This is a genomic window from Roseibium sp. JB4-4, assembly GCF_055693425.1.
In genome coordinates, this window is the sequence record NZ_CM146333.1 from 2,604,716 (window position 1) to 2,629,734 (window position 25,019).

A 25,019-nucleotide genomic window follows, 5' to 3' on the forward strand; every position below is an offset into this window, starting at 1 on the left:
GCATGGAGCCGTCAACTCTCCTAAGTTCGTTTTGGTCCCCTCAGGCTCACGCCCTCAGATGGAACGTCTGATATTCACATAAGCTATTTCCGGCCATTTTTCACAAGTTGTCCGTATGCGTCTCAAGATGTCGCATTCGCGCTTGATCCTCCTGTGCCCCTCCCCTAATGTGCCGCGACCTGACGGCGTCCTTTTAAGGGGACTGAGAGCGATTCCGAATGCGGTTGACCCAAACAGGGGACCAATGTCGGAGCTGTCCAAGGCACAAGCGATGATCCGGTGATGCGCCGGAGCCCAGCGTGTGTTTGCTTTCATCCCCACCACAATCGTCGACGATAACCTGCCTTTTGAGGGGAGAGAGATGTTTCACCGGACCGTTTTAACCGGCCTTACCGCAGCCATGTTACCGACGTCTGCGCTAGCGCACGGTGGTCACCTTGGCGAACTCGCCGGACATTCCCACTGGATTGGGGTCGCAGCAATTGCCGGCGCTGCTCTGGTTGCCGGTCTTGTTGCATTGAAGGACCGCAAACAGAAGGTATCCGAAGATCCGGCTGATACGGACGTTGAAGACACGGAAAATGCCGGGGAAGCTGCTCAATGAGTGAAAAACTCGGTTTGATGATCTGCGGCCATGGCAGCCGCAACAAAGGCGCGGTCAAACAGTTTGCCCAATTGGCTGAAGGGCTGAGGGCGCGCTTTCCAGACTGGCCGGTGGAATATGGCTACCTGGAATTTGCCAATCCGGTCATCCACGACGGTTTGACCAAGCTGCGCGAACAAGGGTGCACGCACGTTCTGGCCGTTCCCGGAATGCTTTTTGCGGCAGGCCACGCCAAAAACGACATTCCCTCGGTGCTGAACACCTATCAGGCAATGCACCCGGAAATGAAGATCTCCTATGGCCGGGAACTTGCGGTCGATACGCGCATGGTCAAGGCTGCTGGTGCGCGCATCCAGGAAGCCATCGATGCGGCGGAAGGCGACGTCCCGCTGCATGAAACGCTGCTTATGGTGGTTGGCCGCGGGGCATCGGATCCTGACGCAAATTCGAACGTCACCAAGATCACACGCCTCCTTTGGGAAGGGTTCGGTTTCGGCTGGGCGGAAACCTGCTATTCCGGTGTGACATTTCCTCTTGTCGGCGCTGGTCTCGAACACGCTGCCAAGCTTGGATACAAGCGCATCATCGTCTTCCCGTATTTCCTGTTCACCGGGGTCCTTGTTCAAAGGATCTATTCGAACACCGATGAGGTTGCCGCCAACCATCCGGACATCGAATTCATCAAGGCCGGATATCTGAACGACCATCCGCAAGTCATCGATACAATGGCGGACCGTGTGCAGGAAATTCTGCAAGGCGCCAACCTGATGAACTGTCAAATGTGCAAATACCGCGAACAGGTACTTGGCTTTGAAGCAGAGGTCGGGCTGGCGCAAGAAAGCCATCACCATCACGTGGAAGGCCTTGGTGCGGAAGCAGAATGTCAGCTTTGCGATGAAATCTGCACCGGTGCCTGCGAGAAGCAGGTCCGTGCTGCAAGCCATCATCATCACCATGATCATGGGCATGGGCATGGGCATGGGCATGGGCATGATCACAGCCATGACCACGATCATCATCACCATCCCTATCCTCACGCGGATCATCCGCACGGGCCAAAGTCTTTGAACCGGGAAGGGTAAGCGCAGGGCTGTGAGCACGGATACGAAACCGTCCTACGACTATGAAAAGGATCCTGCGGCGATTTATCGCCAGTCCTTTTCGACAGTGCGTGCAGAGACCGATTTCGCCGGCCTTCCGGAGCCCTTGCATCCGGTGGCCATCCGCCTGATCCATGCCTGCGGCATGACGGATCTGCCAAAGGACCTGCGCTGGTCGAGCGATATTCTTGACGCTGCACATGCTGCCTTTGCTGCCAAAGCACCTGTGTTCTGTGATGTGGAAATGGTCTCTCACGGCGTCATTAAGTCCCGGCTTCAGGGTCGGTCAGAGGTGATATGCACCCTGAACGATCAACAGGTGCCAAACCTTGCCAAACAGCTCAGAACAACCAGATCGGCAGCTGCCGTGGAATTGTGGCGTGACCGACTGGACGGGGCGATCGTGGCCATAGGCAATGCACCGACGGCGCTTTTCCATCTGCTCGAACTGATCGCTGATGGCGGGCCTCGCCCGGCTGCAATCTTGGGATTTCCGGTTGGTTTTGTCGGTGCGGCAGAATCCAAAGACGCATTGGTCAACAATCCTTTTGAAATCCCCTTTCTTGCTGTTGCCGGTCGGCGTGGCGGATCGGCAATGGCTGCTGCAGCGGTGAACGCACTTGCCGCCGGTCTCCCGGAGGAAGCGTAACTTGAGCGGCGAAACCGGGAAACCCAAATTCAGATCGGTCGGAACACAAGGGCCTATGCGCTCTCGCGGGTTTCTGTCACGGCCCGGCAGTGCCGCAGCGCCATTACCGGACAAAGGCTCTGGCATCGGCGCGGCAATCTCAACTGAACAACAGCATCATCGATCCAGAGGTGGGCGTCAGGTTGTGCTGCCGCAAGACGGGAAACCAAAGGACCTTTCCTTAAGGCCTTACATAAGACCCTACGGCCTGGAGGAAGAAGAGTGACTTCCTGGCTGACCTTGATCGGAATAGGCGAAGATGGAGCTCTGGCTCCGGGCGGGCGAGATGCACTCGACCAGGCTGACCTTGTTTACGGCGGCAAACGTCATCTGGCGCTGGCAAACGTCCCGGCTGGTACCGAGACGAGGTCCTGGCCCAGCCCATTCGCCGATGTCTATGAGGACTTGAAGCAGCTTTCCGGCAAGAACGTTGCCGTTCTCGCAAGCGGAGATCCGATGTGGTTCGGAATTGGCGCGTCGCTTCTGAGACACTTTCCAGCGGGCGAAATGAGGGTCTTGCTTTCTCTTTCCGCTTTCCAGCTGGCCGCCGCGCGTATGGGCTGGTCTCTTCAGGAGAGCGAGTGCCTGTCGGTACACGGCCGGCCCGTCGACATGGTACGGGCAGCTCTTTATCCGGGTGCACGTATCTTGCTTTTGACCAGCAACAGCGATACGCCGCGCCAGGTCGCCGACATACTGGCTGACGAAGGTTACGGGCGAACAGAGTTGACCGTTCTGGAGCACCTTGGTGGTGCTAGCGAACGCATTGTGCGTGGCACGGCGGAGGGCTGGTCCCACGCGGTTGCTGACCTCCACACGCTTGCGCTCAATGTTATTGCCGACCCGAACGTAAGGTTCCGTGGCCGGACAGCCGGCCTTGCCGACGACGCCTTTCGTCACGACGGAAAGATGACCAAACAGGATATCCGCGCGGCGACACTTGCCGAATTGAAACCCTATCCGGGTGCTCTCCTCTGGGACATTGGTGCGGGTTGCGGATCAGTTGCCATCGAGTGGCTGCGCGCAGCAGATCGAACGCAAGCCATAGGGCTGGAACCAAATGCCGGACGACGGCAAATGGCAGCAGACAATGCGCTCGCACTCGGCGTACCGCATCTTGAGCTCAAGGACGCGTCTGCGCCGGAAGGTTTGGCCGATTTGCCTGAGCCTGATGCTGTTTTCATCGGCGGAGGTCTCACAGCCCCGGGCATCGTTGCAGCGGCCATGGACGCGCTGAAAGCAGGCGGACAGCTTGTGGCCAACGCAGTCACCCTGGAAAGCGAAGCTGTGCTGCTGGAGGCATATCAGACCCTTGGAGGAAACTTGAAAAGGCTTTCCGTACAGAAGGCAAGCGCCGTCGGTAGCCTGACAGGGTGGCGTCCGCAGATGACCGTTACCCAGTGGAGTGTCACCAAATCATGAGCGGCAAGCTGTATGGCGTCGGCCTTGGCCCCGGGGATCCGGAGCTGATGACCCTCAAGGCACACCGATTGATTTCGTCGGCAAAGGTGGTGGCGTATCCAGCCCCTGATTCTGGAACAAGTTTCGCGCGGTCGATAGCCGACAGCGTGATCGGCAAAGACACGCGGGAAATTCCAATCATCGTACCCATGCGCGTGGACCGGTTTCCAGCCAAGGAGATATATGACAAAGCCGCTGAAGATATTGCCGAAGTTCTTGAAAGTGGCCTTGACGTCGTCACACTTTGTGAAGGCGACCCGTTTTTCTTCGGCTCGTTCATGTATCTTTTTGAGCGTCTGGCCGATCGGTTCGAGGTCGAAATCGTGCCAGGGGTCACATCGCTGACAACCTGTGCGGCGCAGCTCGGCCGCCCGTTGACATCGCGAAACGACGTACTGACCATCATTCCAGGGCCCCTTCCAGACAGTGAGATCCGGCGCAAGGTCGAAGAGGCTCAGGCTGTCGCCATCATGAAAGTCGGCCGGCACCTGGCAAGATTGAAGGCGCTTTTGTCCGAAATGGGATTGCTCGATCGCGCCGGCTATGTGGAACGTGCGAGCCTTCCCGAACAAAAGGTTCACCGTCTTGTTGACCTAGAGGCGGAAACCGCACCCTACTTTTCAATGATCCTTATCTACAAGGGAGACGAAGCGTGGACGCTTCCCCCATCCTTCTCGTCCTGAACGAGACCGGCTATGAGACGGCACAAGACGTTGCCAAACGCTTTTCGACCGCGCGCATTCATGGTCTGGCGGGCCGTGTACCGATGGCCGATACCCAGTTCAACGAAACCATCGAGCACATCCAGCTTTTGTTCAAGGCAGGTCATCCGATCGTCGGCTTCTGCGCGAGCGGCATCCTGATCCGCGCATTGGCCCCGGTCCTGTCGGACAAGACTTCGGAACCTCCAGTCATTGCCATATCAGAAGATGGTTCGAGCATTGTGCCGTTGCTCGGCGGTCACAGGGGTGCCAACGAGCTCGCCCGTGTGTTGGCCCGCGGGCTTCGCGGCCATGCTGCGATCACCACCGCTGGCGATCTTAAGCTTGGTGTTGCGCTTGATGCCCCCCTTCCGGCTGGCGGCTGATCAACCCTGAAGATGCCAAACCTGTCATGGCCGAGCTTATCTCAGGCGCCTCGGTTCGCCTGGAAGGCAATGCGGACTGGTTGTCGGAAGCTGAACTTGTACACTCGGACGATGCGGCTATATCCCTCGTTGCCAGCGAGCAGCCGGAAGAAAGCGGTCCGACCCGGCTGGTCTACCATCCGCAGAAATTTGCCGTCGGCGTCGGTTGCGCAAGAGGATGTGCGAGCCAGGAGCTTATCGACCTTGTCGACACACAGCTCGCCGAAGCTAAAATCGCCAGTGGAGCCGTTGCGTGTGTCGCAACAATTGACCTGAAGGCCGATGAGACTGCCGTCAACGATCTGGCTGAACATCTGGGCGTACCGGTGCGACTGTTTTCCGCAGTGGAACTTCAGCGTGAAACACCCCGGCTGAAAAACCCCTCCAATGTGGTCTTCGATGAGGTGGGTTGCTATGGCGTTGCGGAAGGTGGCGCGCTTGCTGCTGCCGGTCCCTTCGCAGCGCTGACGGTTGAAAAGCAAAAAACCAAAAATGCGACCTGCGCCATCGCCAGATCTCCGAAGGCAATCGACACTTCGGCTGTGGGTCAGGCAAGAGGGCACCTGTCGGTGATCGGCATCGGGCCCGGCAAGGACGACTGGCGCACACCGCAGGCAACCAAACTGCTTGCCGAGGCATCGGATGTGGTTGGATATTCGCTTTATCTCGATATTATCGAAAAGCACATCACCGGCAAGACCCATCATAATTTTCCACTTGGCGCAGAAGAAGACCGGGTTCGGTTTGCACTTGAGGAAGCCGGCAAGGGCAAGAACGTTGCACTGATCTCATCCGGTGATGCCGGCATCTACGCGATGGGAACGCTTGTCTACGAATTGCTGCACCGGGACCAAGAGTTTGGCGGTGTCTCCGATGCGGCAAAACGCGTTACGATCACCAACGCGCCGGGTATATCAGCACTGCAGGCCTGTTCGGCTTTGATCGGCGCCCCGCTCGGTCACGACTTTTGCGCAATTTCCCTGTCCGATCTGCTGACACCGTGGGAAGTCATTGAAAAACGCCTCAAGGCCGCCGCCGAAGGCGACTTCGTGATCGCGTTCTACAACCCCGTGTCGCAGCGCAGGCGCACGCAGCTCGCCGCAGCCAAGGAGATTCTGCTGGAGCATCGCTCGGGTGCAACACCGGTTATTCTCGGTGTCAATCTCGGCCGCCCGGATGAGACGATCAGAGTGCTTTCGCTGGAAGCACTTTCCGTTGACGATGTTGATATGCTGACGACGGTGCTTGTCGGTTCTTCAACCACCCGCTCAGTGTTGCGCGGCGACGGTCATCCCTTCGTCTATACGCCGCGCGGCTACTCAAAACGCATCGATGCTCCCAAGCCGGCTGAGGTCTCTCAAGATACGCCGTCACCGGCAGACGACAGCTCACACAACACTGAAGCGGAAGACCAGGCATGACTGTTCATTTTGTTGGCGCTGGTCCGGGCGATCCGGACCTCATCACCGTTCGAGGACTGAGGATCATTCAGTCTTGCCCGGTCTGCCTCTATGCCGGGTCTCTGGTCCCGGAACAGATTGTTGAAGCAGCTCCTGAGGGTGCCCGGGTCATTGATACCGCGCCGTTGACGCTCGATGAGATCATTGAGGAAATCAAGGTTGCCCATGACAAGGGCCAGGATGTCGCCCGCGTACATTCCGGAGACCCGTCCATTTATGGCGCGACCGCTGAACAAATGCGGCGCCTTGATGCCCTTGGCATCGACTACGATGTGACGCCGGGCGTACCGGCCTTTGCAGCGGCTGCAGCAGCCCTCAAGACCGAACTGACCATACCCGAGGTGGCGCAGACAGTCATTGTCACCAGAACGGCCATGCAGTCATCCGCCATGCCGAACAATGAAGACCTGGACACGCTCGGCCGAAGTGGCGCCACACTTGCCATACACCTTTCTGTCAGAAACCTGCGCGAAATCGAGCGGCAATTGACACCGCACTATGGTCCGGACTGCCCTGTGATTGTTGCCTTTCGCGTCGGATGGCCGGATGAAAGCTTCATCCATGGCACCTTGTCGACGATTGCAGCAAAGGTTCGAGCGTCTAAAATCACCCGAACCGCCCTGATATTTGTCGGTCACGCCTTGAAGCCCGGCGAAGACTTCCGCGACAGCGCGCTCTACGACGCCGATCATGTTCACGTTTTGAGACCCAAAAAGAAGGCCAAGGCGTGAAGCTGTTCCGGTGACAGGTTTGGCTCTAGCCGTTTTTGAGTTTTACGGCACCAGTTGCTTCACGCCGACCGATGGGGCCTTTCTCGTGTAGTCTCGCAAACTTGTCGCAAAAGGTATATGATCCTAATCATATGCACGCGAGGTATGCTGTTCATGAGTGGCCAGGAAGACATACGCACGGCTTTTGACGCCGCCGGCTTGCAAGCCACTGATGTAGCACTGAAAAAACACAACTTCCTTTTCAGGTCGGGCGATCAGGTCAAGCGTGTGTTTTTTGTACGGACAGGCCGTCTGGTCATGGTTCGTATCCTTGAAAACGGCCAGGAACTTGTCGTACAGCGCGCCGATCCAGGAGACCTCTTCGCGGAGGCTTCCCTTTTTCAGACCGTTACCATTGCGATGCGGTTGGTGAAACGGACGTTCGCTGCACGGCTTACGACAAGCCAGCGGTGCTGGAAGCACTCAATGACCCGGCCATGGCCATGCTGGTGCTCAAAGCCTACTCTCACCAGATCCGCAGCCTGCGCAACCAGATCGAGTTGCGCAACATCAAACGCGCCGACGACAGGGTCTATTCCTATATTCAGTCCTTGCCGCCGGATGCGGAAGGCTGGCGCGACCCGCATCTTTCCTGGAAAGATGTTTCCCGGACACTCGGCCTTTCGCATGAGGCTTGTTATCGCGCACTCGCGCTGCTCGACAAGAGCAAGAGGATCGAACGGGACGAAACCCGGTGCCGTCTGCCCTGAACCAACCTCATTGACCTCCCGCGTTTGTCGGTTTCGGAGGCCACTAATACGAAGACTATTGTCAGGTCATTCGCTTGACCTAACTTGCCTCGACCAAGCGCTCTGGTTCTAGCGTGGGAGGCGAAGAAATCTCTGACCGGCCTCGTGACAACGCCTCTTCGTTCTCATGATTTTCACCCCAGTATTCGGCAACACTCGGCCCATCCTTGATCCGCTTGTCGCGAAACACGAATCCAAGGACTTCGTGTATCCACACCCTGCGGCCCATTGCGTAGTACCATTTGTGGGCATGCCTGAGCTTCGGGTCGCGCATCGTCCAAAGCCGCCAGAGCGCACGCGGACGGGATTGCACGATGAATTCGATCGTTTTCACCCAGAGGAACACCCGCCACGGAGGAACATGCCGTGTGGCAAGAACCTGATGTTTATAGTCCCACTTGCGCTGATCCAGCTGAATGACCCGGCGGTGCCGGATATCGCCGAACAGAGGGGTCCAGCGATGCGGTGTCACATAAAGCGATTGGATCTGATCCGGATCGTAACTGAGCAGCAGACGCAGAACCCGCCAGTAGTCCCTATCCCGTTCCTCTTCAAAACCCACCACCCAGGTTGCCAGGGACAGCATCCCGTGCTGCCGCATGAGCCGGATTGCTTCACGATCCGTACTGGGTGTCGCGCCTTTACGGATCTTGGCAAGAACCTTCTCATCCGTGTGCTCCATACCCATCAGGAACCGTTCGACGCCAGCTTTCTTATAAAGATGTAGATGGTCGCGATCGCGAACAATATCGTCGGCTCTCGTTGACCCAACCAAAGTGATCTCGACATTCTCCGCGATGATCGCTTCCAGAAACCGTTTCCACATTTTCTTTGAAGACGTTGGGTTTTCGTCGGCAAAATTGAAAACCTCTATGCCGTATTTGCGATGAAGCCAGGCCAATTCCGCTGCAAAGACTTCCGGGTTGCGATGTCGCCACTGGGTCCAGAACCCTCGTTGGCCACAGTAAGTACAAGGATGCGGGCATCCCCTTGAAAACTGAACGACCACTGCGCGCTTTCCACCCCAGTAGGAGTAACGTTCAAAATCAATCAGTTCCCAGGCGATCCGGTAGGCGTCGAGGTCACGGATCATCGGTTGGGGCGGTGTTGAGACAATCTCCCCATCGGCTCGGAACGCTAAGCCTCTGATGCCGGCAATCGGCTGGTCTCGGCCAAGAGCATTGACAAGCTGCCGGCAGGTTTCCTCGCCTTCGCCTCTGACAAGAATGTCGAATTCCGGTGCTTCGCGCAGGATGTCCCGCCAGTGATAGGTCGGGAAAACGCCGCCATAGATGACAATCAGTCCGGGGCGGCACTCCTTGGCACGCCTTGCAATTTCCGCAGTTGTCGGGTGAGCGGACGTTGACCCGGAATGGCCGAGCAACAGGGCTTCGCAGCCCGATCTTTCTATGGCCGACACGATGTCAGAAATCGGCAATGGGCCGAATTCCGCGTCGAGAAAGTCCACTTCATGATCATCGTCGATCAGGGGTCCCGCGATGGAAAGAAGTCCAAGCGGTGGCAGATGGTCATCAGGTATACGGCTGCCGATGGCAGTATGCGGCGGATTGACGATGAGCACTTTCATTTAACCGGTTCTCCATTGCGCCCCGCACCATCAGGCGCATCCGGTCTTGCAGACGCTTTGCGTCAGCTGTCGAAGTTTTCAGGAGAACCGGCGAGATTTTGTGCAGCTGTCGGCAGCACTCAACTGCTGGCGATTACATGTGCAAAGGAACCGCTGACCGACCCCACGTTCTGTCCAAGATCGCCAAGTGGATTTCCGGCGGCATCTTCGGCGGCAAACAACCGTGTGGTCTTTCCTTCCGACAAGATGCTTGCATAGTGAAATTCGTGCGCCGTGAGGAGCCGGGTCCAGGGAGAACCGTTCAGCGGTCGAAGCTTGCGGTATCCGAGGTGCCTCTTGCGCGCCTTGAACGACGTTTCCAGCGGGAGAAGTCCGAGCATCCGGTGACGGGTGCCCTCAGCATCGATCATCCCGTCGCCGAGCGTCATGTAGCCACCGCATTCACCGTAGATGAGACGCCCGGCCTTTGCCGCTTCAGACATGCCGCTGAAAAACCACGCCGCGCCGGCAAGTTTCCCCGCATGCAATTCCGGATAGCCGCCAGGAAGAAAAATCGCATCCGCATCTTTGTCCGGCGCTTCGTCGGCGAGCGGTGAAAAGAAGGAAAGCTCTGCTCCGCTTGCCAGCCAGTGGTTCAAGAGATGCGGATAGGCAAAAGCAAAGGCAACGTCCTGCGCCACGGCAATTCGCTGACCAAGCGGCTCCGGAAGATCGCCTAACCGCCGCTCCACGCCCTTCAGTTGGGCTGCTTTTTTAAAAACCAGTTCCAGATCTATCCTGTCACGACAGATATCTGCGGCCCCTTTTAAAAAAGCCTCCAGGTCCGGGTGCTCGTTTGCCTGCACAAGTCCAAGATGGCGTTCGGGAAGACTGAGAGCGCCCGATTTTTCGACGGCCCCCAGCACCTCGACCTCATGAGGAGCAAGCGCATCGCGCAGCATCTTTTCGTGCCGGGTACTGCCCACGCGGTTCAAGATGACACCTGCCAAATCGATGTCTGACCTGAAAGTGCGGAAGCCGTGAACAAGAGCGGCAACCGACTGAGCCTGTTTTGCACAGTCGATGACAAGCACGACTGGAATGCCGAGTTCAACGGCAAGATCTGCCGCAGAACCTTTCCCGCTCGCAGCACCGTCGAAAAGGCCCATGGCCGCCTCCACGATCATCAGATCGGCGCTACCTGCCTGAGAAAGCGCCAGGTAACTGAGCGTTTCAGGTGTCATGGCCCACGCGTCCAGATTAACGCAAGGCTTTCCACTGGCTGCCTGGTGAAAGCGCGGGTCGATATAGTCGGGCCCCGACTTGGCAGAGACGACCGCCCTGCCAGCGTCCTTCAAGGCGCGCAACAACGCCAGCGTCAGAGTTGTCTTGCCGGCACCCGATGACGGCGCAGCAATCATCAGTCCTTTTGTCATGACGGATCCAGCTTCAACCGGCATCGGCCGAACGACGGTCGGACCGCAGCCCCAGCGGGTCGCTATCCAGCACCTTGCCGGACAATGCTCCAAGCCAGTCAAGGCCGTTGCGCAGCCGCACGACCTCACCGACAACCACAATTGCCGGCGGTGCCATCCCCGAGGCCTTGGCGTCTTCGGCACATCGACCCAGGCTGGTTTCGAGGATTTTCTGACCGTCAAGTGAGGCGTTACAGACAATGCCCACCGGCTCGGCTGCAGATCTGCCGCCCGCCATGAGTTTTCCGGCAATCGTTTCCAGATGCTTCATCGCCATATACATGACAATAACCGGAGAGCCCCTGGCGATGCCCTCCCAGTTGATTGCATCCGGGGTCAGTCCGGACTGGTCATGTCCTGTGAGGAACGTGACCGCCTGATTGCAGTCACGGTGTGTTGCCGGAATTCCAGCATAGGCAAGACCGCCGATACCTGCCGTTATGCCTGGTATGATCCGGAACGGAACCCCCGCCTCCACCAGTCCGAGCGCTTCTTCACCCCCACGGCCGAAAACGAACGGGTCGCCCCCTTCAGCCTCAGGACCCGTTTGCCCTGGCGCGCATAATCGATCAGCTTCAGGGTGATATCCCGCTGTTTTGGACTGGGCTTGCCACCACGCTTTCCCGCAAAATCCGTGACCGCATCCGGTTTGACCCAGGCAAGAATGCTGCTATCGACAAGCGCATCATAGACAACCACGTCCGCCTGCCGCAGGCCGTTCAAGGCATGCAACGTCAGCAAACCGGGATCCCCCGGACCGGCACCAGCCAACCAGACCCATCCCGGCTCGAACTCCGGTAAGCCTTTGGGCAACCTGTTGTTGTCGCTCTCTGCGTTCATCATCCCTGTTTATCTGTCTTGCACGGAAGCGCCAAGCGATTCCACGATCAAAATCGGCCCGAATACGACATTTCATCGCGTACATATTGACGAGCGCGCAATGCACGGCATCTTCCGCTATAGAGGAACGATGTCGAGAAATGAGCCCAAAGAGTTGCGGCGCGGTTGGACGACCGGTGCCTGTGCAACGGCCGCAGCAAAAGCGGCCTATGAAGCACTTCTTACGGGCACCTTTCCGGATCCTGTTGAAATAACGCTGCCAAAGGGTGGCACGACGCAATTCGCGCTGACGCACCATGTCCTATCAGGCGGCACAGCAAGCGCTTCCATAACCAAGGACGCCGGCGATGACCCGGATGTGACGCATGGCGCACTGATTACATCGACCGTGACGCGATTGCCGCCGACCGAAGGTGTGAAGTTCAAGGCCGGAGAAGGGGTCGGTACCGTGACACGGCCTGGCTTGCCGTTACCACCGGGTGAACCGGCGATAAATCCCGTGCCACGCCAGATGATGCAGGCCGCGATTGAGGATGTCGCTACCAGACACCAGGCTCCTGGAGACGTTGAAATCACGATTTCCATCGATGGCGGAGCTGAGCTCGCGCAAAAAACCATGAACCCCCGTTTGGGTATCATGGGGGGCCTGTCGGTTCTTGGCACGACCGGCATTGTGCGCCCGTTTTCCTGCGCCGCCTGGATCGCTTCTATTCATCGGGGCATCGATGTCGCCCGGGCGATCGGACTGACACATGTGGTCGGCGCCACCGGATCATCATCGGAAGATGCCGTTCGCGATCGCTACCAGATGGATGAGGCTGCCTACCTCGATATGGGAGATTTTGCAGGTGGGCTCCTGAAATACCTTCGCGCCCATCCAGTGGACAAGCTGACGGTGGCCGGCGGGTTTGCCAAGATGTCAAAACTGGCTCAGGGAGCGCTCGACCTTCATTCGGCGCGAAGCTCCATCGATTTCTCGTTTCTGCAGGACCTGCTCCACGAAGCGGCAGCTCCCGCTTCCCTTATCGAGGCCGCCACCTCGGCCAATACCGCCAAGGAAGTGCTTGATGCGTCTCTGGCAGAAGGTATCGACTTGAGTTCGCCGTTAGCGCACAAGTCAAAAACAGCGATACGCCGGATCCTGAGGGAAGCTCCTGTTGCGATCGAAGTCCTGATCACGGATCGGCAGGGAATTGTTCTCGGAGAATGTGGATTTGACTCGGACGAATGACCACATCTTGCTGCTTGCCGGGACGACCGAGGCCCGCCAACTTGCAACGTCGATTGCCCGACGCTTTGCAGGGATCAGATTGACGGTGTCCTTTGCGGGCGTTGTCAAGGATCTGCCTGATCTCGGTGTTCCGACCCGAATAGGTGGTTTTGGGGGCATCGATGGTCTTGTCAGCTATCTTAAAGAGGAAGATGTCAGCCTGATCATTGATGCAACGCACCCCTTTGCCGCCCAGATGAGCCGGCATGCGGTTGATGCTGCAAGGCGGACTAATACTGGTCTCATCCGCCTGGAGCGCCCCGAGTGGCATGAAGCTGACGGCGACAGGTGGCACCATGTTGCCACGACAGCCGATGCAGCCGAGGCACTGCCCAAGAATTCTCGTGCGTTTCTCTCAGTCGGGCGCAAGGAGAGCGACAAGTTTACTTACCGGGACGACTGTTTTGCGCTGGTGCGGATGATTGAGCCCCCCGTGCGGCCACTGCCGGATCACTGGCACTTGATCCTCGAGCGCCCTTCCAAAAGCGTCGATGCGGAACTCCACCTGCTCAAGCACCAAAAGATCACGCATCTGGTAACGAAAAACAGCGGCGGAGCATCGTCCTACGCCAAGATCGAAGCGGCGCGGCAACTCCAGATCCCTGTTCTCATGATCAAGAGACCGATTCTACCGGATGCGGACACAGCCAGCTCTGCAATTGAGGTTCTGAAACTGATCGAACGGTTCGTGGATCGTCCTGGTTAGCCGCCAAATCTGAATTTAAACACAGCAGACGCAAATCTTGGAATTCCAATGACATAGCGGCGAAACAGACGCCTCGGCTCCTGTAGCAACCTGAAGAGCCATTCCAGTCCGGCAGCGCGTACCAGCTTCGGCGCGCGGGCAACGGAACCCGACATGAAATCGAAAAGGGCTCCGACACCGATCGCCACTTTCACATCGAGGTTCTGTCGGTTTTGAACGATGAACTTTTCCTGTCTCGGGTTGCCCATGGCAACCAGAAGAAGATCAGGCTTCAGCGCACTGATGTCTGTGCATATGTCACGACAATCATCCATATCGAAATAGCCGTTTCTGCAGCCGACCACTTCGTGTGCAGGATAGGTTTCCTCAATATGCTTCCTTGCCTCCTGCAATTGCGTTTCTTCAGCACCAAGCAGGTAGATGCGCAAAGAAAGACCGATGCCCTTCAGGACATCCGGCACTAAGTCCGTACCATTGAGATTGTCAGGAAAAGAGCTTCCGCATAGGAACCGGCTGGCGAGATCGATCCCGATCCCGTCGTTCAGCAAGGTCATGCGATTGAGTGTTGCCGCGAAATCCGGGTCGTCAACCGCGGTCAGAACCGTGTGAGCATTGCAAATGGCAACGTCCAGTCGCTCGCCCTGAAGGACAGCCGACCGGATAAGACCAATCGCTTCCTGACGATTCAGGCGCGAAATTTCAAGCGGTCCAATTTCCATTGTGTTGATCCACGGCTGCAGACCCAACTCAACCTTGTTCATTGCCAATAAAATTCCATTCACGGCCTGTTGCCGAGCTAACGATTATTGTTATGTAAGTTACGAGAGTCTTATGTCGAACATTATTAAATTTATTTAATTCCGATCGCTATTTGCTTTTAGCATTAATGGCCTATTCTTAGCTCTACCCTATTTTATTTGGCAGAAGTAACCGACCGTATACCATGTTCCAGCAACGCATACCGGCTGACACCTGCCGGATATTTGCGATGCGTTAATCATGTTTGTTTACGAATTTCCTGACCAAAGATGGTGGAAGCATGCTCACGCATCTTTGACTGGCCGGAAACACGACAAGACCCGAAATTGCTCCTAAGGCAACAGTGCAGACAACATCATGATCGATATCACGGACATACCTGCACTTCTGAAACGCAATATCTTCTGGCTGCTTCTGTTTCCAGTCATTTTTGCCGGAATAGCGTTTGTTTTTGTTGCCTTGAAGACCCCTGTCTACGAGACGAGGGCCGAGCTTCTTGTGCAGCCGGAGGGAGCGCAGACCATATCCAGCAATCCGGTGGGGACGGCCAGCAACCAATCCCTCCAGAGTATGGATCTGGACAGCCAAACGCACATCATTCTGTCCGCAGCCGTTCTGAACCAGGTTGCCAACAATCTTGGACTGGACGACTCACCACAATTTCAGCAACTGGGATTGAGGCAAAAAATATTCGGCGGTTTCAGCTCCAACCGATCCTCTGCGGAATCAAGAGAGGCCACGCTTGAAGCCTTGCGTGAGGCGCTCAACGTGTACAGGATCGAAAGGTCTCTGGTGTTCGTTATCGTGGTCAAGCATACGGATGCAGAGCTCGCGGCGGCAATCGCGAACGAGACCGCAAACGCATATATCGAGCAATCCAGAACAAACCGCACGCAGTCGCTCGCACGGGCAAGCGAAAGTCTGAGCGCACAAGCAGAGCAGTTACAAGGCCGTGTCGAAACCGCAGAAGCCGCCGTGGAAGCCTACAAGGCGCGGCAAGGTCTGATTAGCACTGCCGGCGGGTCGGTTATCGATCAGCAGCTCGACGCGCTCAACAACCAGATCACAGAAGCCCGGGTGACGATGGAAAGGGCCAAGGTCATCAATGACCAGATGGCATCTCTGACCCTGGCGGACGTCGAGGCCGGGATTGTTCCCCAGGACGCGATCAGCTCGGTTTTGAACTCGCTGCGGGTTCAGTATTCGCGCATCGCACAGCAGGAAGCTGAGGCTGCTACAACGCTCGGTGCAAATCACCCGACTTTGCGCGAATTACGATCGCAAATGAACAACACCGGGCGTCAAATCCAGTCCGAACTCCAACGTATCAAACAAACGGTCAAAGGCCAGTTCGAACAGGCACGCCTCACCTTGAGCGGGCTGGAGCAGCAATCCAAGAATTTGCAGTCGCAGAACACGCTGCAGGGCAAAGCGCTTATCGAACTGCGCCAGCTGCAAAGCGAGGCCGATGCCAGCCGCAGTATCTATGAGGCATTCTTGAAACGCTCAAGAGAACTGGAAGAACTTCCGGATCTGGGCGCCAACAGTTCCAGAATACTTTCAGAAGCGCCGGTGCCCAGCTCACCGACCGGACCCAACAAGATCGTTGCCCTCGGCGCCGGTAGCCTGTTCGGGTTTGTATTTGCGGCAGCTGGAGTGATCGGTCTTTCCCTTCTACGAGGAAACTTGACCAGCGAGCGAGCCGTCGCGACGGGGACGGGCGCTCCGATCCTGGCCAATATTTCCGCTCCGGCCAATGACCGCGGAAACGCGTCCGTACTGACCGGGTGGTTGGGAAAACCCTCATCGTCAACTCAAAAACAGAACGGAATTGCACGCACCCGCGTGGCTTACGCTCTCAGGCAGGCATTTGCCGATGAAAAGCCCGCCAACATTCTTGTTCTATCTGTCGGGAACACGGGAAATACGTCCCGCTTTATCCGCAATGTAGCTGTTGAATTGCATGATATGGGCGAAGAAGTGCTCTTTGCTCATACCGTTGGCCAACGACGTGCAGATCAATCGTCCGACAGCGTTGCTTCATCGGCCAACCCGAGAGTAAACACGCTGAACAGATTGGCCATGAACCTCTCCGATCAGAGCCTTGAAATCGCGGCAGAAGACAGCGACCTCGGCTCTGCCTCTCAAAGGAAAGGCCTGTCGAGTTACCTGCGTGTCGAGCAAATCGATACTAAACGAAAATACGCAGCCAACGCAGATCTCGCATCCAGCTATGACGACTTTCTGCTCATCGACGCCGGCAATATTGACGCCAGTCCGCTGTTGCCTGTCCTTTTGCGCCATTGCGATGGTATCATTCTGATTACAGCGCTTGGCGAAACCAGATCCAGCGACTTTGAGCGCACAACGGCCTATCTGGAGCCCTGGCAAGACCGGATCATCGGGAATGTTGTACTCTCAGCTGTCTGACCGGCCAGCCTTTGCCGGGACATTGCAGGACATTGAAGAGCGTCGCTACCGCCTCTGGCTGAATGCTGTCAGCGCAGTTGTAATCGCGGCCCTGACGTTCAACTTCCTGCTGGCGGTTTTCAATACCAATTTGTTCGGAATTTCCGAAAGCCACGTCATCTTGACCGAGCTTGCATTGATCGGCTGCGCGCTTCTACTCGCCGTGAGCCGTAATCCTGCGCTCTATGTCATTCTGGCACTTTATCTGAGTTACATGGCCTTCATTCTTGCCTTGCGTCCGGAACTTGACCTGAAAGCCATTCGCGACTTTCTCATCCCGATTATCTTCTATTTCATCGGACGCAAATTTCAGCGGATAGAAGACGCCGACAGGCTGATCTGGACCTGCACCCTCATTGTTCTGGCAATCGGGTTTTTGGAGTTCCTATTCCTCGACCTTTATACGCAGATCGTCGATATCTTTGGATATTACGTTGCGCGCGGCACTCTGGAAATCGACGACAACTTTATCGAGGGTTCGAACTTGTTCGTCTCTAGCACCCGTGTCGGAGGTCGGAACTTCTTTGACTTTCTCGGACAGATCAGAGCTTCTTCCGTCTTCCTGGAACCCGTAACGATGGGCAATTTCGGGGCTTTTCTGTGCCTTTGGGCGCTCTTTCGAAAGGGTATGAAACACCGGCTGCTGCTCCTGGTACTGGCCTTTGTCGTCATTGTCCTGGCGGACGCCCGTTTCGGCATGTTCGTGTGCTTCTTTCTGTTTGTTGCCGCCGGGGCTGCCTATCTCGTTCCAAGATTTCTGTGGTGGTGCCTGCCGCCGTTGATCGTATTTGCGCTGGCCGTTTTTGGCGGGCTCTTTCCCGACTTGCCCTGGGCCGACAACTTCATTGGGCGGCTCATCCATGCCAGTCACTTGCAGCAACTGATTACTCTGGACGCATTGTTCGGATTGCGGCCGGATGTTCCCTTCCTGGCCGACAACGGGTTTGCCTATTCTATCGTCAAGTGCGGGATTATCGGCTTGCTGGCCCTTTGGACGCTCTATGTCTATGCGCCCTCCAACGCCCCCCAAGCGCTTCATTTCAAGGCCCTGGCCGTTGTTTACATCTCCTTGCTCATGACCGTTTCCAACTCGTTTTATTCGATCAAGCTGGCAGCCCTTTTCTGGGTCGCTGCAGGAGCGGCAGACATCATGAAGTCGTCAGCAGGCAGCGCGCAACAGCAAAGTGTCAGTGCAAAGCCTCCACCGCCGCACCGCGCTAACCGAAGCTTTTGGAGCACGCGGGAGCAAAACCGTCAGAGCCTCAGGGCACGGGTATAAAGGTCGTCATATTTTTTCGCCGTGTGTGACCAGCCATACCGTTGAACGGATTGAACTGCGCGCTTACGCAAACTCCGATCGGCAACGAGGTCCTGAAGGGCCGAGTTTACCGCACTTGCCGTCTTCGCCGCGTCTTCAAAGTCACAAAGCCGGATGAGCGGATTGCTGCCGGAAAGCGATTGAAAAGCCTGATTTGCATTAACAACCGGAATGAGACCCGCACTCAAGGCTTCAATCAGCACCAGGCCAAATCCCTCATAATCTGAAGCGCTTACGAACAGGCTGCATTGACCGATAAGGTCACGAAGCTGTTGATTGCTGAGACCAACTTGGACATTGACCTGGCCACCCACTCCGAGAGATTGTGCTTGTGACAGAATGTCATTTTTGGTGAGTTCGGATTCAACACCTGCCACATGCAGTTGCCAGCTGTAGTCGGAAGCCGGCAAGGACTTCATGAGATCCAGCAACAAGTTCAGCCGCTTGTTCGTCGAAAACCGACCGAGCGTCAAAAGTGTTTTCCTGGGTTCAAACGAAGCCGCCTCGCCGAACTTATCAAGATCAACCCCGTTTTCGATCAGTTCAGTGCGCCTCGGCGCAATCTTTCGAAACAGATCAAAGTCGCTTTCGCTGCAACAGGCAATGCCTGCATATTGAGACGAGGACAATCGGGTCAACGTGTTGAACCAGACCTGCTTCAGCTGTGCAAACCGGGATGTGTGAAAGAAGCCGCCATGCGTTGTCGCAACCAGGGTCTTTCCATGCCAGAACCTGCTCAGCGCAAGGGCATCGTAGAAGAAATCCACGGCATGGACGTGCACCAGGTCAGCGTCCTTGATTTCACCCAGGACGGACGGTGCAATGGGGTATCTGGTGCTTCCACGAAACGGAATACGGCAAACCTCGATACCGTCAATAATCTCCCGTTTCGGAAGTCTGGAGCCTAAGTCCGTGAACAGCCTGTCCAGCGTGACAACCTTGAGGCCGGCGAACCGCCCGTTCTGCCTGGCTGCCAGGTTTCGGACCACATCTTCAAGGCCGCCGATATTGGGAGCATATTGCCGGACGACGTGAACAACACGTATATCGGAGAAATCAGCAAGGCCGTTAAGTTTCTCGTCTGGGTGCGGTTCATGTTTCATATATCTTTTCCGGCGAAAACAATTGTGCTCAACCACAATCCGCGCAAGGTAACATCCGTCCTTCAACAAGATCTTTATGATCATAACGCCAACCAGCGCTTACCCGTCCATAGCCTTTATGAAATATGACCGCCCAAAACTGACCACATCAAAACGCGTCCTGGCCCGGGGACACCTGGTTGCCGGTACGCTTGCGACCGCTCTGCTTGTTGCGGCTGTTTCACATCCGGCTTCCGCGCAAATATGCCTGCGCGGTGTCAATCTAGCCGGAGGCGAGTTTGGCGGATCTGAGGGCGACTATGGGCAAAGCTACATTTATCCTTCTGTCGAAACTCTGGACTGGGCGGCGTTGCGGCAAATGACAGCCATTCGTCTTCCTTTCAAATGGGAAAGACTTCAACCTGAATTAAACGGTCCGTTTGATAGCGCGGAGCTTACGCGTCTGGTCGAAATTGTTCGGCAAGCCAACGGACGCGGGCTTACAGTCATTCTCGATCCTCACAACTATGCTGAGTATCAGAACGATCGCCTGGGCAAAGGCAATGTGACAGCTGCCGATTTCGCGAACTTCTGGTCTCAACTGGCACCTGTTTTTTCCGGAAACCCGTTGGTTGTCTATGGATTGATGAACGAACCAACGGACATTGGATCTGCCGTGTGGTTCGAAGCTGCACAGGCAGGCCTGGATGCCATCCGGGCCACGGGCGCGAACAATCTAGTGCTTGTCCCTGGAAATATCTGGAGCGGAGCCTCGCACTGGTTCGATGATCAGGAAGGAGGGTCAAATGCCGAACTGTTTCAGAACATTTCAGACAGCGCTGACAATTTTGCGTTCGAGTTTCACCAATATATGGATGATAATTTTTCAGGAACCAATCCGACCTGTCCGCGGGTCAAAGACGCCATTCTGGCACTCGAGGGCGTAACGGGCTGGATGCGGCAATATGGGTACAAAGGTTTCCTGGGTGAATTCGGTGGAACCAGTGCACCCGATTGTCTGGCAGGGCTTGACGAATTTGGCGACTATCTGGCCAGCCAGAGAGACATCTGGATTGGTTGGACGGCCTGGGCAGCTGGCGACTGGTGGGGGGACTATCCCTTGTCCCTACAACCGGATGCAGGGGTCGACAAACCCCAAATCAATGTACTCAAGCCATATTTTCAGGACTTGGACCGGCAATGCGGATGAAACCTGAGCAGCAAATGAGACTGCAAACGGATGAGGTGTATGACAGATAAGGTCCTCATCGTTTCCCGGCACGATTATCGAACCGAGTGGCGAGCCAGCCTGCACTTTCTGGCGGATGCCTATCACGCTTTGGGCAACTCGGTAAAATTCGTATCCGTTGGCTTCAGTCCACTGTCCCTGTTGTCACATGATCACCGTAAGTGTCTCTCGGCGGATGCCAACAAATGGCAAACCAGAAACGGCATAGAGTGCTTTTTGTGGCGCTCTCCGATACATCCGTTCAATCGAGGGCTCGGCAGCCTCGCTTTCCTGACCAACAGTCTTTTCAAATGGTGGATCAACTCGTCTTGCTCCGAAATGGACGGGGCGTGCGAGACAGCCGACCTGATCATCGTAGAATCGGGAATCGCGGCGGCGTTGGTCGGGCGGATCAGGCGCTGCGCGCCAAATACCAAACTCATTTACGTCGCATCCGACCTTCTGGAAACCGTGAACGCTCATCCCTTTATCGAAGAGCAACTTTACCGCGACCGATCCGCCATCAGCCACATAGTTGTCGTCGCCCGGGCCATGGCCAAGCACTTCCAGGATTTTGGCTGTCCTGTTCACTTCGTGACACATGGTATTTCAAAAGCAGATTTCGATACAATTGGCCCGAGCCCCTATTCAGGGGGTAAGAACATCGTCACAGTCGGATCAATGCTCTTCGACCCGACATTTTTCGAAATCGCATCTGAAACCTATCCGGACATCCACTTTCATCTGATCGGTACGCCTAAACTTGAGAAAAGTGCTGAAAACATAACCGAATATGGTCGGATGGAGTTCACGGATACGCTTCCATACTTGAAATACGCCGACGCTGGTGTCGCGCCCTATCACGACATGGAGCATGCGGACTACCTGGTCGACAGCAGCATGAAGCTCATGCAGTACGACTATCTGAAACTCAATGCCATCTGCCCGGATTTTGCGGCCGGCGGAAAACCAAATCGCTATGGCTACAGGCCGGGCGATCCCGCGTCAGTCACCCTTGCAATCGAACACGCGCTTGGCAGGCCCTATGCGGAAGGCGATTCCAAGGTTCTCGATTGGACAGATGTGGCAAACAGATACAAGGATCTGTGACCTGTCCCGTCCCGTGTTGTGCAACCGGTTCCCGCATTCATCGGATACATTCGAGAAGACTAGCCACACGAAATCTTAAGCGAATAGGCATAAGTAAGACCCGAATAAGCACACAAAGGTTCAAGTCGGAGGGTATTTGTCTCCGATCCTTGACGAACAGGGCCTTGGGCTCAAGATCAAGTCTGGCGCGGATTCAGATGACTGCTATTTCGACTGCGAAGAGTGTAGCCTGATGGCGTCCATGCTTCGAAATTCGGTGGTGAACACCACTGCCGGCATTCTTTCCATGTTCATGGGTTTTATTTGCAGCATCATTGTGGCCCGCACGCTTGGCGTCGAGGGCACGGGCATCGTGGCTTACGCTCTGTGGTTCATGACTGTTGCCACCATTGTGTCGGACTATGGTATGCCACAGGCCACATTGCGCTTCATTGCGCGTGATGTTTCCAGCGATCAGCCATACAGCGCTCTTTTGCAGACATTGCTGTCCCGTTTCGTTGTGACAACCGCGATCATGGCGGTCGGGATAGGAGCCTATTCACTTTGGCTTGCCGGGACCAACGACGCACACGGGTCACTCGTCTGGCTTGCCACAATCGTTCTCTTTTTGAGTTACGCCTATTCGACAATTTCCATCTGCGCGGCACAAGGTCTTGGTCAGTTTGATCGTGTGGCCAGGATGACATTGACAGGCTGTGTTCTACAGTTTTTCTCGGTCCTCGGCGGTGCTTTGCTTTTCGGCCCTGTTGGGGCCATCCTCGGACATGCGACCCGGCACTTGCCACAAGCTCTTGATTTCAGGAATTACCTTGGCCAAACAGCCGAACGAGTTCGCGAGATCCCGGCCGATGTTAAACTCTATGCGCGCAACAATTGGATATCCGGCAGTGTCTTTGCCCTGTTCGGCGCCCGGATCGAGCTCGCGCTTATTGGGTTCTTTTTCTCCATCGTCCAGGTGGGCTACTATTCCATCGGCCTGACAATGTCAGGCATGATTGCGCAATTGGCCGTGTTCATTCTTGCCTTCGTGGTTCCCCAATTCGGGGCAATGCACGACAACGCTGACGACGCTGCCTTCGCCGGTGCCTTTGAAGAAACCATTCGCTGGTTGGGGATTGTCGTTGCTCCAATTGCCATCGGTGGTGCTTCGGTCGCAAACGAGCTCATCCCAGCCGTCTTCGGAGAGGACTTTGCTCCTGCGGTTTGGCCGGCGGTCATTCTGCTTGCATTTGCAATCGCTCAAGCACTGGCATCAGTCATTTCACGCGCGATCCTGGCCAAAAATCGGAGTTCAGACGAGCTTCGCATGATGCTGGTTTGGTGTGGCGCAACCACCGTGTCGCTGTTGATCACTGTACCGTCCTACGGTCAACTGGGCGCCGCTTGGGTCCGCGGCGTTGCCAGCATTCTTCTTCTTCTGATGTTGAGCATCTATTGCTATCGTGTCCTTCAGCTTCGCCTGCCCGTTCTCTCCCTCATGAAATCGACCTTGGCGGCGGCTATTTGCGGGGCAACGGCAATGTTCATACTCACCATCATTTCCGGCTTGATCGGTCTCCTGATCGCCGTAAGTGCTGCCGCACCCGTTTATTTCCTCTCACTGTTCCTTCTTAAGGCGGTCACCTGGTCTGAAATTCGGCCGCTTATCGATGGACTAAAAACTCGCGTGGGCCCCTGAAAAGGTTGACTGATCTCACTCGTATTATCGGCTCAATGCAACTTCTATTAAGGCGTTGTTAGCCTGAGATTTCTAAATTGAACACCAACTCTATTGGTTTTCGCTTTTTGGCAAGGCCAACTGTTCGCCGCACTTGCGTTTTGCTTAAAAACATCAAGCATGGATCTTTGCGGCGATCTGCAAATAACGCAAATCGGAACTATTGAAGCAATGTCTATCGGAACCGTATTCGGCGAACGCTTTGGGCCCATTCTGCAATCGACCGGAATGCTGCTTTCAAAGCGTGTTTTGAATATACTCTCCGTCAGCTTCTATTCAGTCATCATCCTCGGAACCCTGGCGCTCGCCTATTTCAACCCGGTCTACAACTGGGACATCCTGGCCTATGTCGGGATCGCGGTCGAAGACAGGCTCGAAACAGCAGAAGAAATTCACGCGACGGCTTACGGTGAAGTTCAGGAGGCTACTTCAGAACTTCAATTCTATAAATTGACTGCCGCTATTCCCTATAGGGTCGGTCAGTATGAAAATCCGGAACACTTTGTTTCGCTATTCCCCATGTTCCGGGTGAAACTCGCTTATGTCGAAACAATCAAACACCTTGGAGAAGTCACAGGCCGAGTGCATGCCACAACTCTGATATCGACGATTTCAGCGGCCTTGATCGGAGTGTTTGTCATTGCCTGGAGTTTCCGGCGAAACTTCGTTCAGGGCCTTTTGATCATCGGTCCCGTCTCCATACTGATCGGGTATGTCTTTTCGGCCAGAGAAGCGACACCTGACCTGATGATGGCAGTCTTCACGCTGCCAGCAATCTATTTTGTCTGTAGGGAAAAACCGTTTTTCGCAGCCCCGTTTCTCATTCTTGCGTTCCTGGTCCGGCCGGATGGTATTCTTCTGTTCTTCGCACTGCTTTTGGCGGCATTTGCGGTGAGTAAATACCGACTGGCCTATCTGGCTCTCTTCATTGCCTGCGTTTGCCTCTATTTCCCAGTGACCGGGGCCGCCGAGCACCCAGGCTGGTGGCCTCATTTCTATTTCTCCAATATCGAATATCAGGATGACATGCGCGGGTTCGATCCGGCCTTTGACGCCGTGCTGTTTGTTAAGGCCCTGCTCATCAATCTTGCCCGCACACTTCAGGCTTTCGACTGGCTCATGCTGCTTGCGGTATTTCTTCTCGGGTTTGCGCTATTCGTTCGCAACGGCTTCGAGGTCTCGCGCGGTCAGTGGATGGCGGCCATTGCTTTGACGCTGTGCATCGGCGGAAAATTCGTCACGTTTCCGCTTCCCGATGATCGTGTTTATTTACCCTACATGCTGCCCCTTTTGCTGGTCCTGATGGAAATCTGGAAGCCTGAGTTTTCAGTCGCACGGTCTGAAACCGAGCGGGTATCATAGACCCGCACAGCTTCCAGACATTGACCCGGGCGGAGTGCTTGAACACCGCACCTATCGTCTCTTGGCTGCCTCGCAGACCGTGAACTGGTTCACCTGTGTCTCTTCGAACTGCGCCAATCGTGGCAACCGGTGACCGGTCCTGAAGAACAAAAAACCCG

Annotated in this window: 20 protein-coding genes and 3 pseudogenes; 18 read left to right on the plus strand and 5 right to left on the minus strand. The window is 55.7% G+C overall.

Annotation, left to right across the window (positions count from 1 at the left end; all coding sequences use genetic code 11):
- The first annotated feature begins 301 nt into the window (after positions 1-301).
- The 10 genes and pseudogenes from ACZ1HV_RS12080 (at position 302) to ACZ1HV_RS12125 (ending at position 7,919) form a co-directional block, all read left to right on the plus strand.
- On the plus strand, positions 302-604 hold the full coding sequence (locus ACZ1HV_RS12080) for a DUF6732 family protein (RefSeq protein ID WP_472718209.1): 303 nt from the start codon (positions 302-304) through the stop codon (positions 602-604).
- Positions 601-1,686, plus strand: a complete 1,086-nt coding sequence (locus tag ACZ1HV_RS12085) for a sirohydrochlorin chelatase (RefSeq protein ID WP_298982914.1) — start codon at positions 601-603, stop codon at positions 1,684-1,686. Before ACZ1HV_RS12080 ends, ACZ1HV_RS12085 begins: the two co-directional genes overlap by 4 nt.
- 10 nt (positions 1,687-1,696) lie before the next feature.
- Entirely contained in the window at positions 1,697-2,353 is a 657-nt protein-coding gene (locus ACZ1HV_RS12090) for a precorrin-8X methylmutase (protein ID WP_472718210.1), read from the plus strand.
- Between the two features lies 1 nt (position 2,354).
- The gene (locus ACZ1HV_RS12095) at positions 2,355-2,618 is read left to right on the plus strand and encodes a hypothetical protein (RefSeq protein ID WP_298965053.1); all 264 of its coding nucleotides are present in this window, start codon (positions 2,355-2,357) and stop codon (positions 2,616-2,618) included.
- Entirely contained in the window at positions 2,615-3,814 is a 1,200-nt protein-coding gene (cbiE, locus tag ACZ1HV_RS12100) for a precorrin-6y C5,15-methyltransferase (decarboxylating) subunit CbiE (RefSeq protein WP_472718211.1), read from the plus strand. The genes ACZ1HV_RS12095 and cbiE overlap by 4 nt, the downstream gene beginning before the upstream one ends.
- On the plus strand, positions 3,811-4,536 hold the full coding sequence (gene cobI, locus ACZ1HV_RS12105) for a precorrin-2 C(20)-methyltransferase (protein WP_472718212.1): 726 nt from the start codon (positions 3,811-3,813) through the stop codon (positions 4,534-4,536). The genes cbiE and cobI overlap by 4 nt, the downstream gene beginning before the upstream one ends.
- Positions 4,506-6,400 (plus strand): annotated as a pseudogene (gene cobJ / locus ACZ1HV_RS12110) (precorrin-3B C(17)-methyltransferase). The gene cobI and the pseudogene cobJ overlap by 31 nt, the downstream one beginning before the upstream one ends.
- The gene (cobM, locus tag ACZ1HV_RS12115) at positions 6,397-7,170 is read left to right on the plus strand and encodes a precorrin-4 C(11)-methyltransferase (protein ID WP_298817897.1); all 774 of its coding nucleotides are present in this window, start codon (positions 6,397-6,399) and stop codon (positions 7,168-7,170) included. Before cobJ ends, cobM begins: the two are co-directional and overlap by 4 nt.
- Before the next feature lie 153 nt (positions 7,171-7,323).
- A pseudogene (locus ACZ1HV_RS12120) lies at positions 7,324-7,494 on the plus strand (hypothetical protein); the annotation flags it as partial.
- A 125-nt stretch (positions 7,495-7,619) separates the two neighbouring features.
- A complete protein-coding gene (locus ACZ1HV_RS12125) occupies positions 7,620-7,919 on the plus strand; it encodes a cyclic nucleotide-binding domain-containing protein (RefSeq protein ID WP_472718517.1) in 300 nt (99 codons plus the stop codon).
- Between the two features lie 79 nt (positions 7,920-7,998).
- Here ACZ1HV_RS12125 and bchE read toward each other — a convergent pair whose 3' ends face one another.
- The 3 genes and pseudogenes from bchE to cobA form a co-directional block, all read right to left on the minus strand.
- Positions 7,999-9,546, minus strand: a complete 1,548-nt coding sequence (bchE, locus tag ACZ1HV_RS12130; RefSeq protein ID WP_472718213.1) for a magnesium-protoporphyrin IX monomethyl ester anaerobic oxidative cyclase — start codon at positions 9,544-9,546, stop codon at positions 7,999-8,001.
- A gap of 119 nt (positions 9,547-9,665) precedes the next feature.
- A complete protein-coding gene (locus ACZ1HV_RS12135) occupies positions 9,666-10,961 on the minus strand; it encodes a cobyrinate a,c-diamide synthase (RefSeq protein WP_472718214.1) in 1,296 nt (431 codons plus the stop codon).
- Between the two features lie 13 nt (positions 10,962-10,974).
- Positions 10,975-11,843, minus strand: a pseudogene (cobA, locus tag ACZ1HV_RS12140) (uroporphyrinogen-III C-methyltransferase).
- A 127-nt stretch (positions 11,844-11,970) separates the two neighbouring features.
- Between cobA and ACZ1HV_RS12145 the strand changes: the two are divergent.
- A complete protein-coding gene (locus ACZ1HV_RS12145) occupies positions 11,971-13,071 on the plus strand; it encodes a cobalt-precorrin-5B (C(1))-methyltransferase (protein WP_472718215.1) in 1,101 nt (366 codons plus the stop codon).
- A complete protein-coding gene (locus ACZ1HV_RS12150; protein ID WP_472718216.1) occupies positions 13,049-13,816 on the plus strand; it encodes a cobalt-precorrin-6A reductase in 768 nt (255 codons plus the stop codon). The genes ACZ1HV_RS12145 and ACZ1HV_RS12150 overlap by 23 nt, the downstream gene beginning before the upstream one ends.
- Here ACZ1HV_RS12150 and ACZ1HV_RS12155 read toward each other — a convergent pair.
- On the minus strand, positions 13,813-14,577 hold the full coding sequence (locus ACZ1HV_RS12155) for a WecB/TagA/CpsF family glycosyltransferase (RefSeq protein WP_298817887.1): 765 nt from the start codon (positions 14,575-14,577) through the stop codon (positions 13,813-13,815). The genes ACZ1HV_RS12150 and ACZ1HV_RS12155 overlap by 4 nt on opposite strands.
- Positions 14,578-14,932: 355 nt before the next feature.
- Between ACZ1HV_RS12155 and ACZ1HV_RS12160 the strand changes: the two genes are divergently transcribed.
- Together ACZ1HV_RS12160 and ACZ1HV_RS12165 are read left to right on the plus strand one after the other, a co-directional pair.
- Positions 14,933-17,005, plus strand: coding sequence for a GumC family protein (locus ACZ1HV_RS12160; RefSeq protein WP_472718217.1), 2,073 nt, complete (start codon positions 14,933-14,935; stop codon positions 17,003-17,005).
- Complete coding sequence (locus tag ACZ1HV_RS12165; protein WP_472718218.1) at positions 16,983-18,323, plus strand: UDP-phosphate alpha N-acetylglucosaminyltransferase; 1,341 nt, start codon at positions 16,983-16,985, stop codon at positions 18,321-18,323. Before ACZ1HV_RS12160 ends, ACZ1HV_RS12165 begins: the two co-directional genes overlap by 23 nt.
- Here ACZ1HV_RS12165 and ACZ1HV_RS12170 read toward each other — a convergent pair.
- Positions 18,299-19,465 carry a glycosyltransferase family 4 protein gene (locus tag ACZ1HV_RS12170; RefSeq protein ID WP_472718219.1) on the minus strand — a complete coding sequence of 389 codons (1,167 nt, stop codon included), beginning with the start codon at positions 19,463-19,465 and terminating at the stop codon, positions 18,299-18,301. The genes ACZ1HV_RS12165 and ACZ1HV_RS12170 overlap by 25 nt on opposite strands.
- A 76-nt stretch (positions 19,466-19,541) precedes the next feature.
- Here ACZ1HV_RS12170 and ACZ1HV_RS12175 point away from each other — a divergent pair, with 76 nt between their 5' ends.
- The 4 genes from ACZ1HV_RS12175 (at position 19,542) to ACZ1HV_RS12190 (ending at position 24,861) form a co-directional block, all read left to right on the plus strand.
- On the plus strand, positions 19,542-20,654 hold the full coding sequence (locus ACZ1HV_RS12175; protein ID WP_472718220.1) for a glycoside hydrolase family 5 protein: 1,113 nt from the start codon (positions 19,542-19,544) through the stop codon (positions 20,652-20,654).
- Positions 20,655-20,693: 39 nt separating this feature from the next.
- Complete coding sequence (locus ACZ1HV_RS12180) at positions 20,694-21,782, plus strand: GumK N-terminal domain-containing glycosyltransferase (protein WP_472718221.1); 1,089 nt, start codon at positions 20,694-20,696, stop codon at positions 21,780-21,782.
- A gap of 136 nt (positions 21,783-21,918) precedes the next feature.
- Positions 21,919-23,460, plus strand: a complete 1,542-nt coding sequence (locus ACZ1HV_RS12185; RefSeq protein ID WP_472718222.1) for an oligosaccharide flippase family protein — start codon at positions 21,919-21,921, stop codon at positions 23,458-23,460.
- Positions 23,461-23,670: 210 nt separating this feature from the next.
- The gene (locus tag ACZ1HV_RS12190) at positions 23,671-24,861 is read left to right on the plus strand and encodes a hypothetical protein (RefSeq protein WP_472718223.1); all 1,191 of its coding nucleotides are present in this window, start codon (positions 23,671-23,673) and stop codon (positions 24,859-24,861) included.
- Positions 24,862-25,019 lie beyond the last annotated feature (158 nt).

Bases quoted from the DNA above. Each gene is read 5' to 3' on its own strand.
- ACZ1HV_RS12085 (WP_298982914.1), top strand. From the start codon at position 601: ATGAGTGAAAAACTCGGTTTGATGATCTGCGGCCATGGCAGCCGCAAC.
- cobI (WP_472718212.1), top strand. From the start codon at position 3,811: ATGAGCGGCAAGCTGTATGGCGTCGGCCTTGGCCCCGGGGATCCGGAG.
- cobM (WP_298817897.1), top strand. From the start codon at position 6,397: ATGACTGTTCATTTTGTTGGCGCTGGTCCGGGCGATCCGGACCTCATC.
- bchE (WP_472718213.1), bottom strand. From the start codon at position 9,546: ATGAAAGTGCTCATCGTCAATCCGCCGCATACTGCCATCGGCAGCCGT.
- ACZ1HV_RS12135 (WP_472718214.1), bottom strand. From the start codon at position 10,961: ATGACAAAAGGACTGATGATTGCTGCGCCGTCATCGGGTGCCGGCAAG.
- ACZ1HV_RS12145 (WP_472718215.1), top strand. From the start codon at position 11,971: ATGTCGAGAAATGAGCCCAAAGAGTTGCGGCGCGGTTGGACGACCGGT.
- ACZ1HV_RS12155 (WP_298817887.1), bottom strand. From the start codon at position 14,577: ATGAACAAGGTTGAGTTGGGTCTGCAGCCGTGGATCAACACAATGGAA.
- ACZ1HV_RS12160 (WP_472718217.1), top strand. From the start codon at position 14,933: ATGATCGATATCACGGACATACCTGCACTTCTGAAACGCAATATCTTC.
- ACZ1HV_RS12165 (WP_472718218.1), top strand. From the start codon at position 16,983: ATGTTGTACTCTCAGCTGTCTGACCGGCCAGCCTTTGCCGGGACATTG.
- ACZ1HV_RS12170 (WP_472718219.1), bottom strand. From the start codon at position 19,465: ATGAAACATGAACCGCACCCAGACGAGAAACTTAACGGCCTTGCTGAT.
- ACZ1HV_RS12175 (WP_472718220.1), top strand. From the start codon at position 19,542: ATGATCATAACGCCAACCAGCGCTTACCCGTCCATAGCCTTTATGAAA.
- ACZ1HV_RS12180 (WP_472718221.1), top strand. From the start codon at position 20,694: ATGACAGATAAGGTCCTCATCGTTTCCCGGCACGATTATCGAACCGAG.
- ACZ1HV_RS12190 (WP_472718223.1), top strand. From the start codon at position 23,671: ATGTCTATCGGAACCGTATTCGGCGAACGCTTTGGGCCCATTCTGCAA.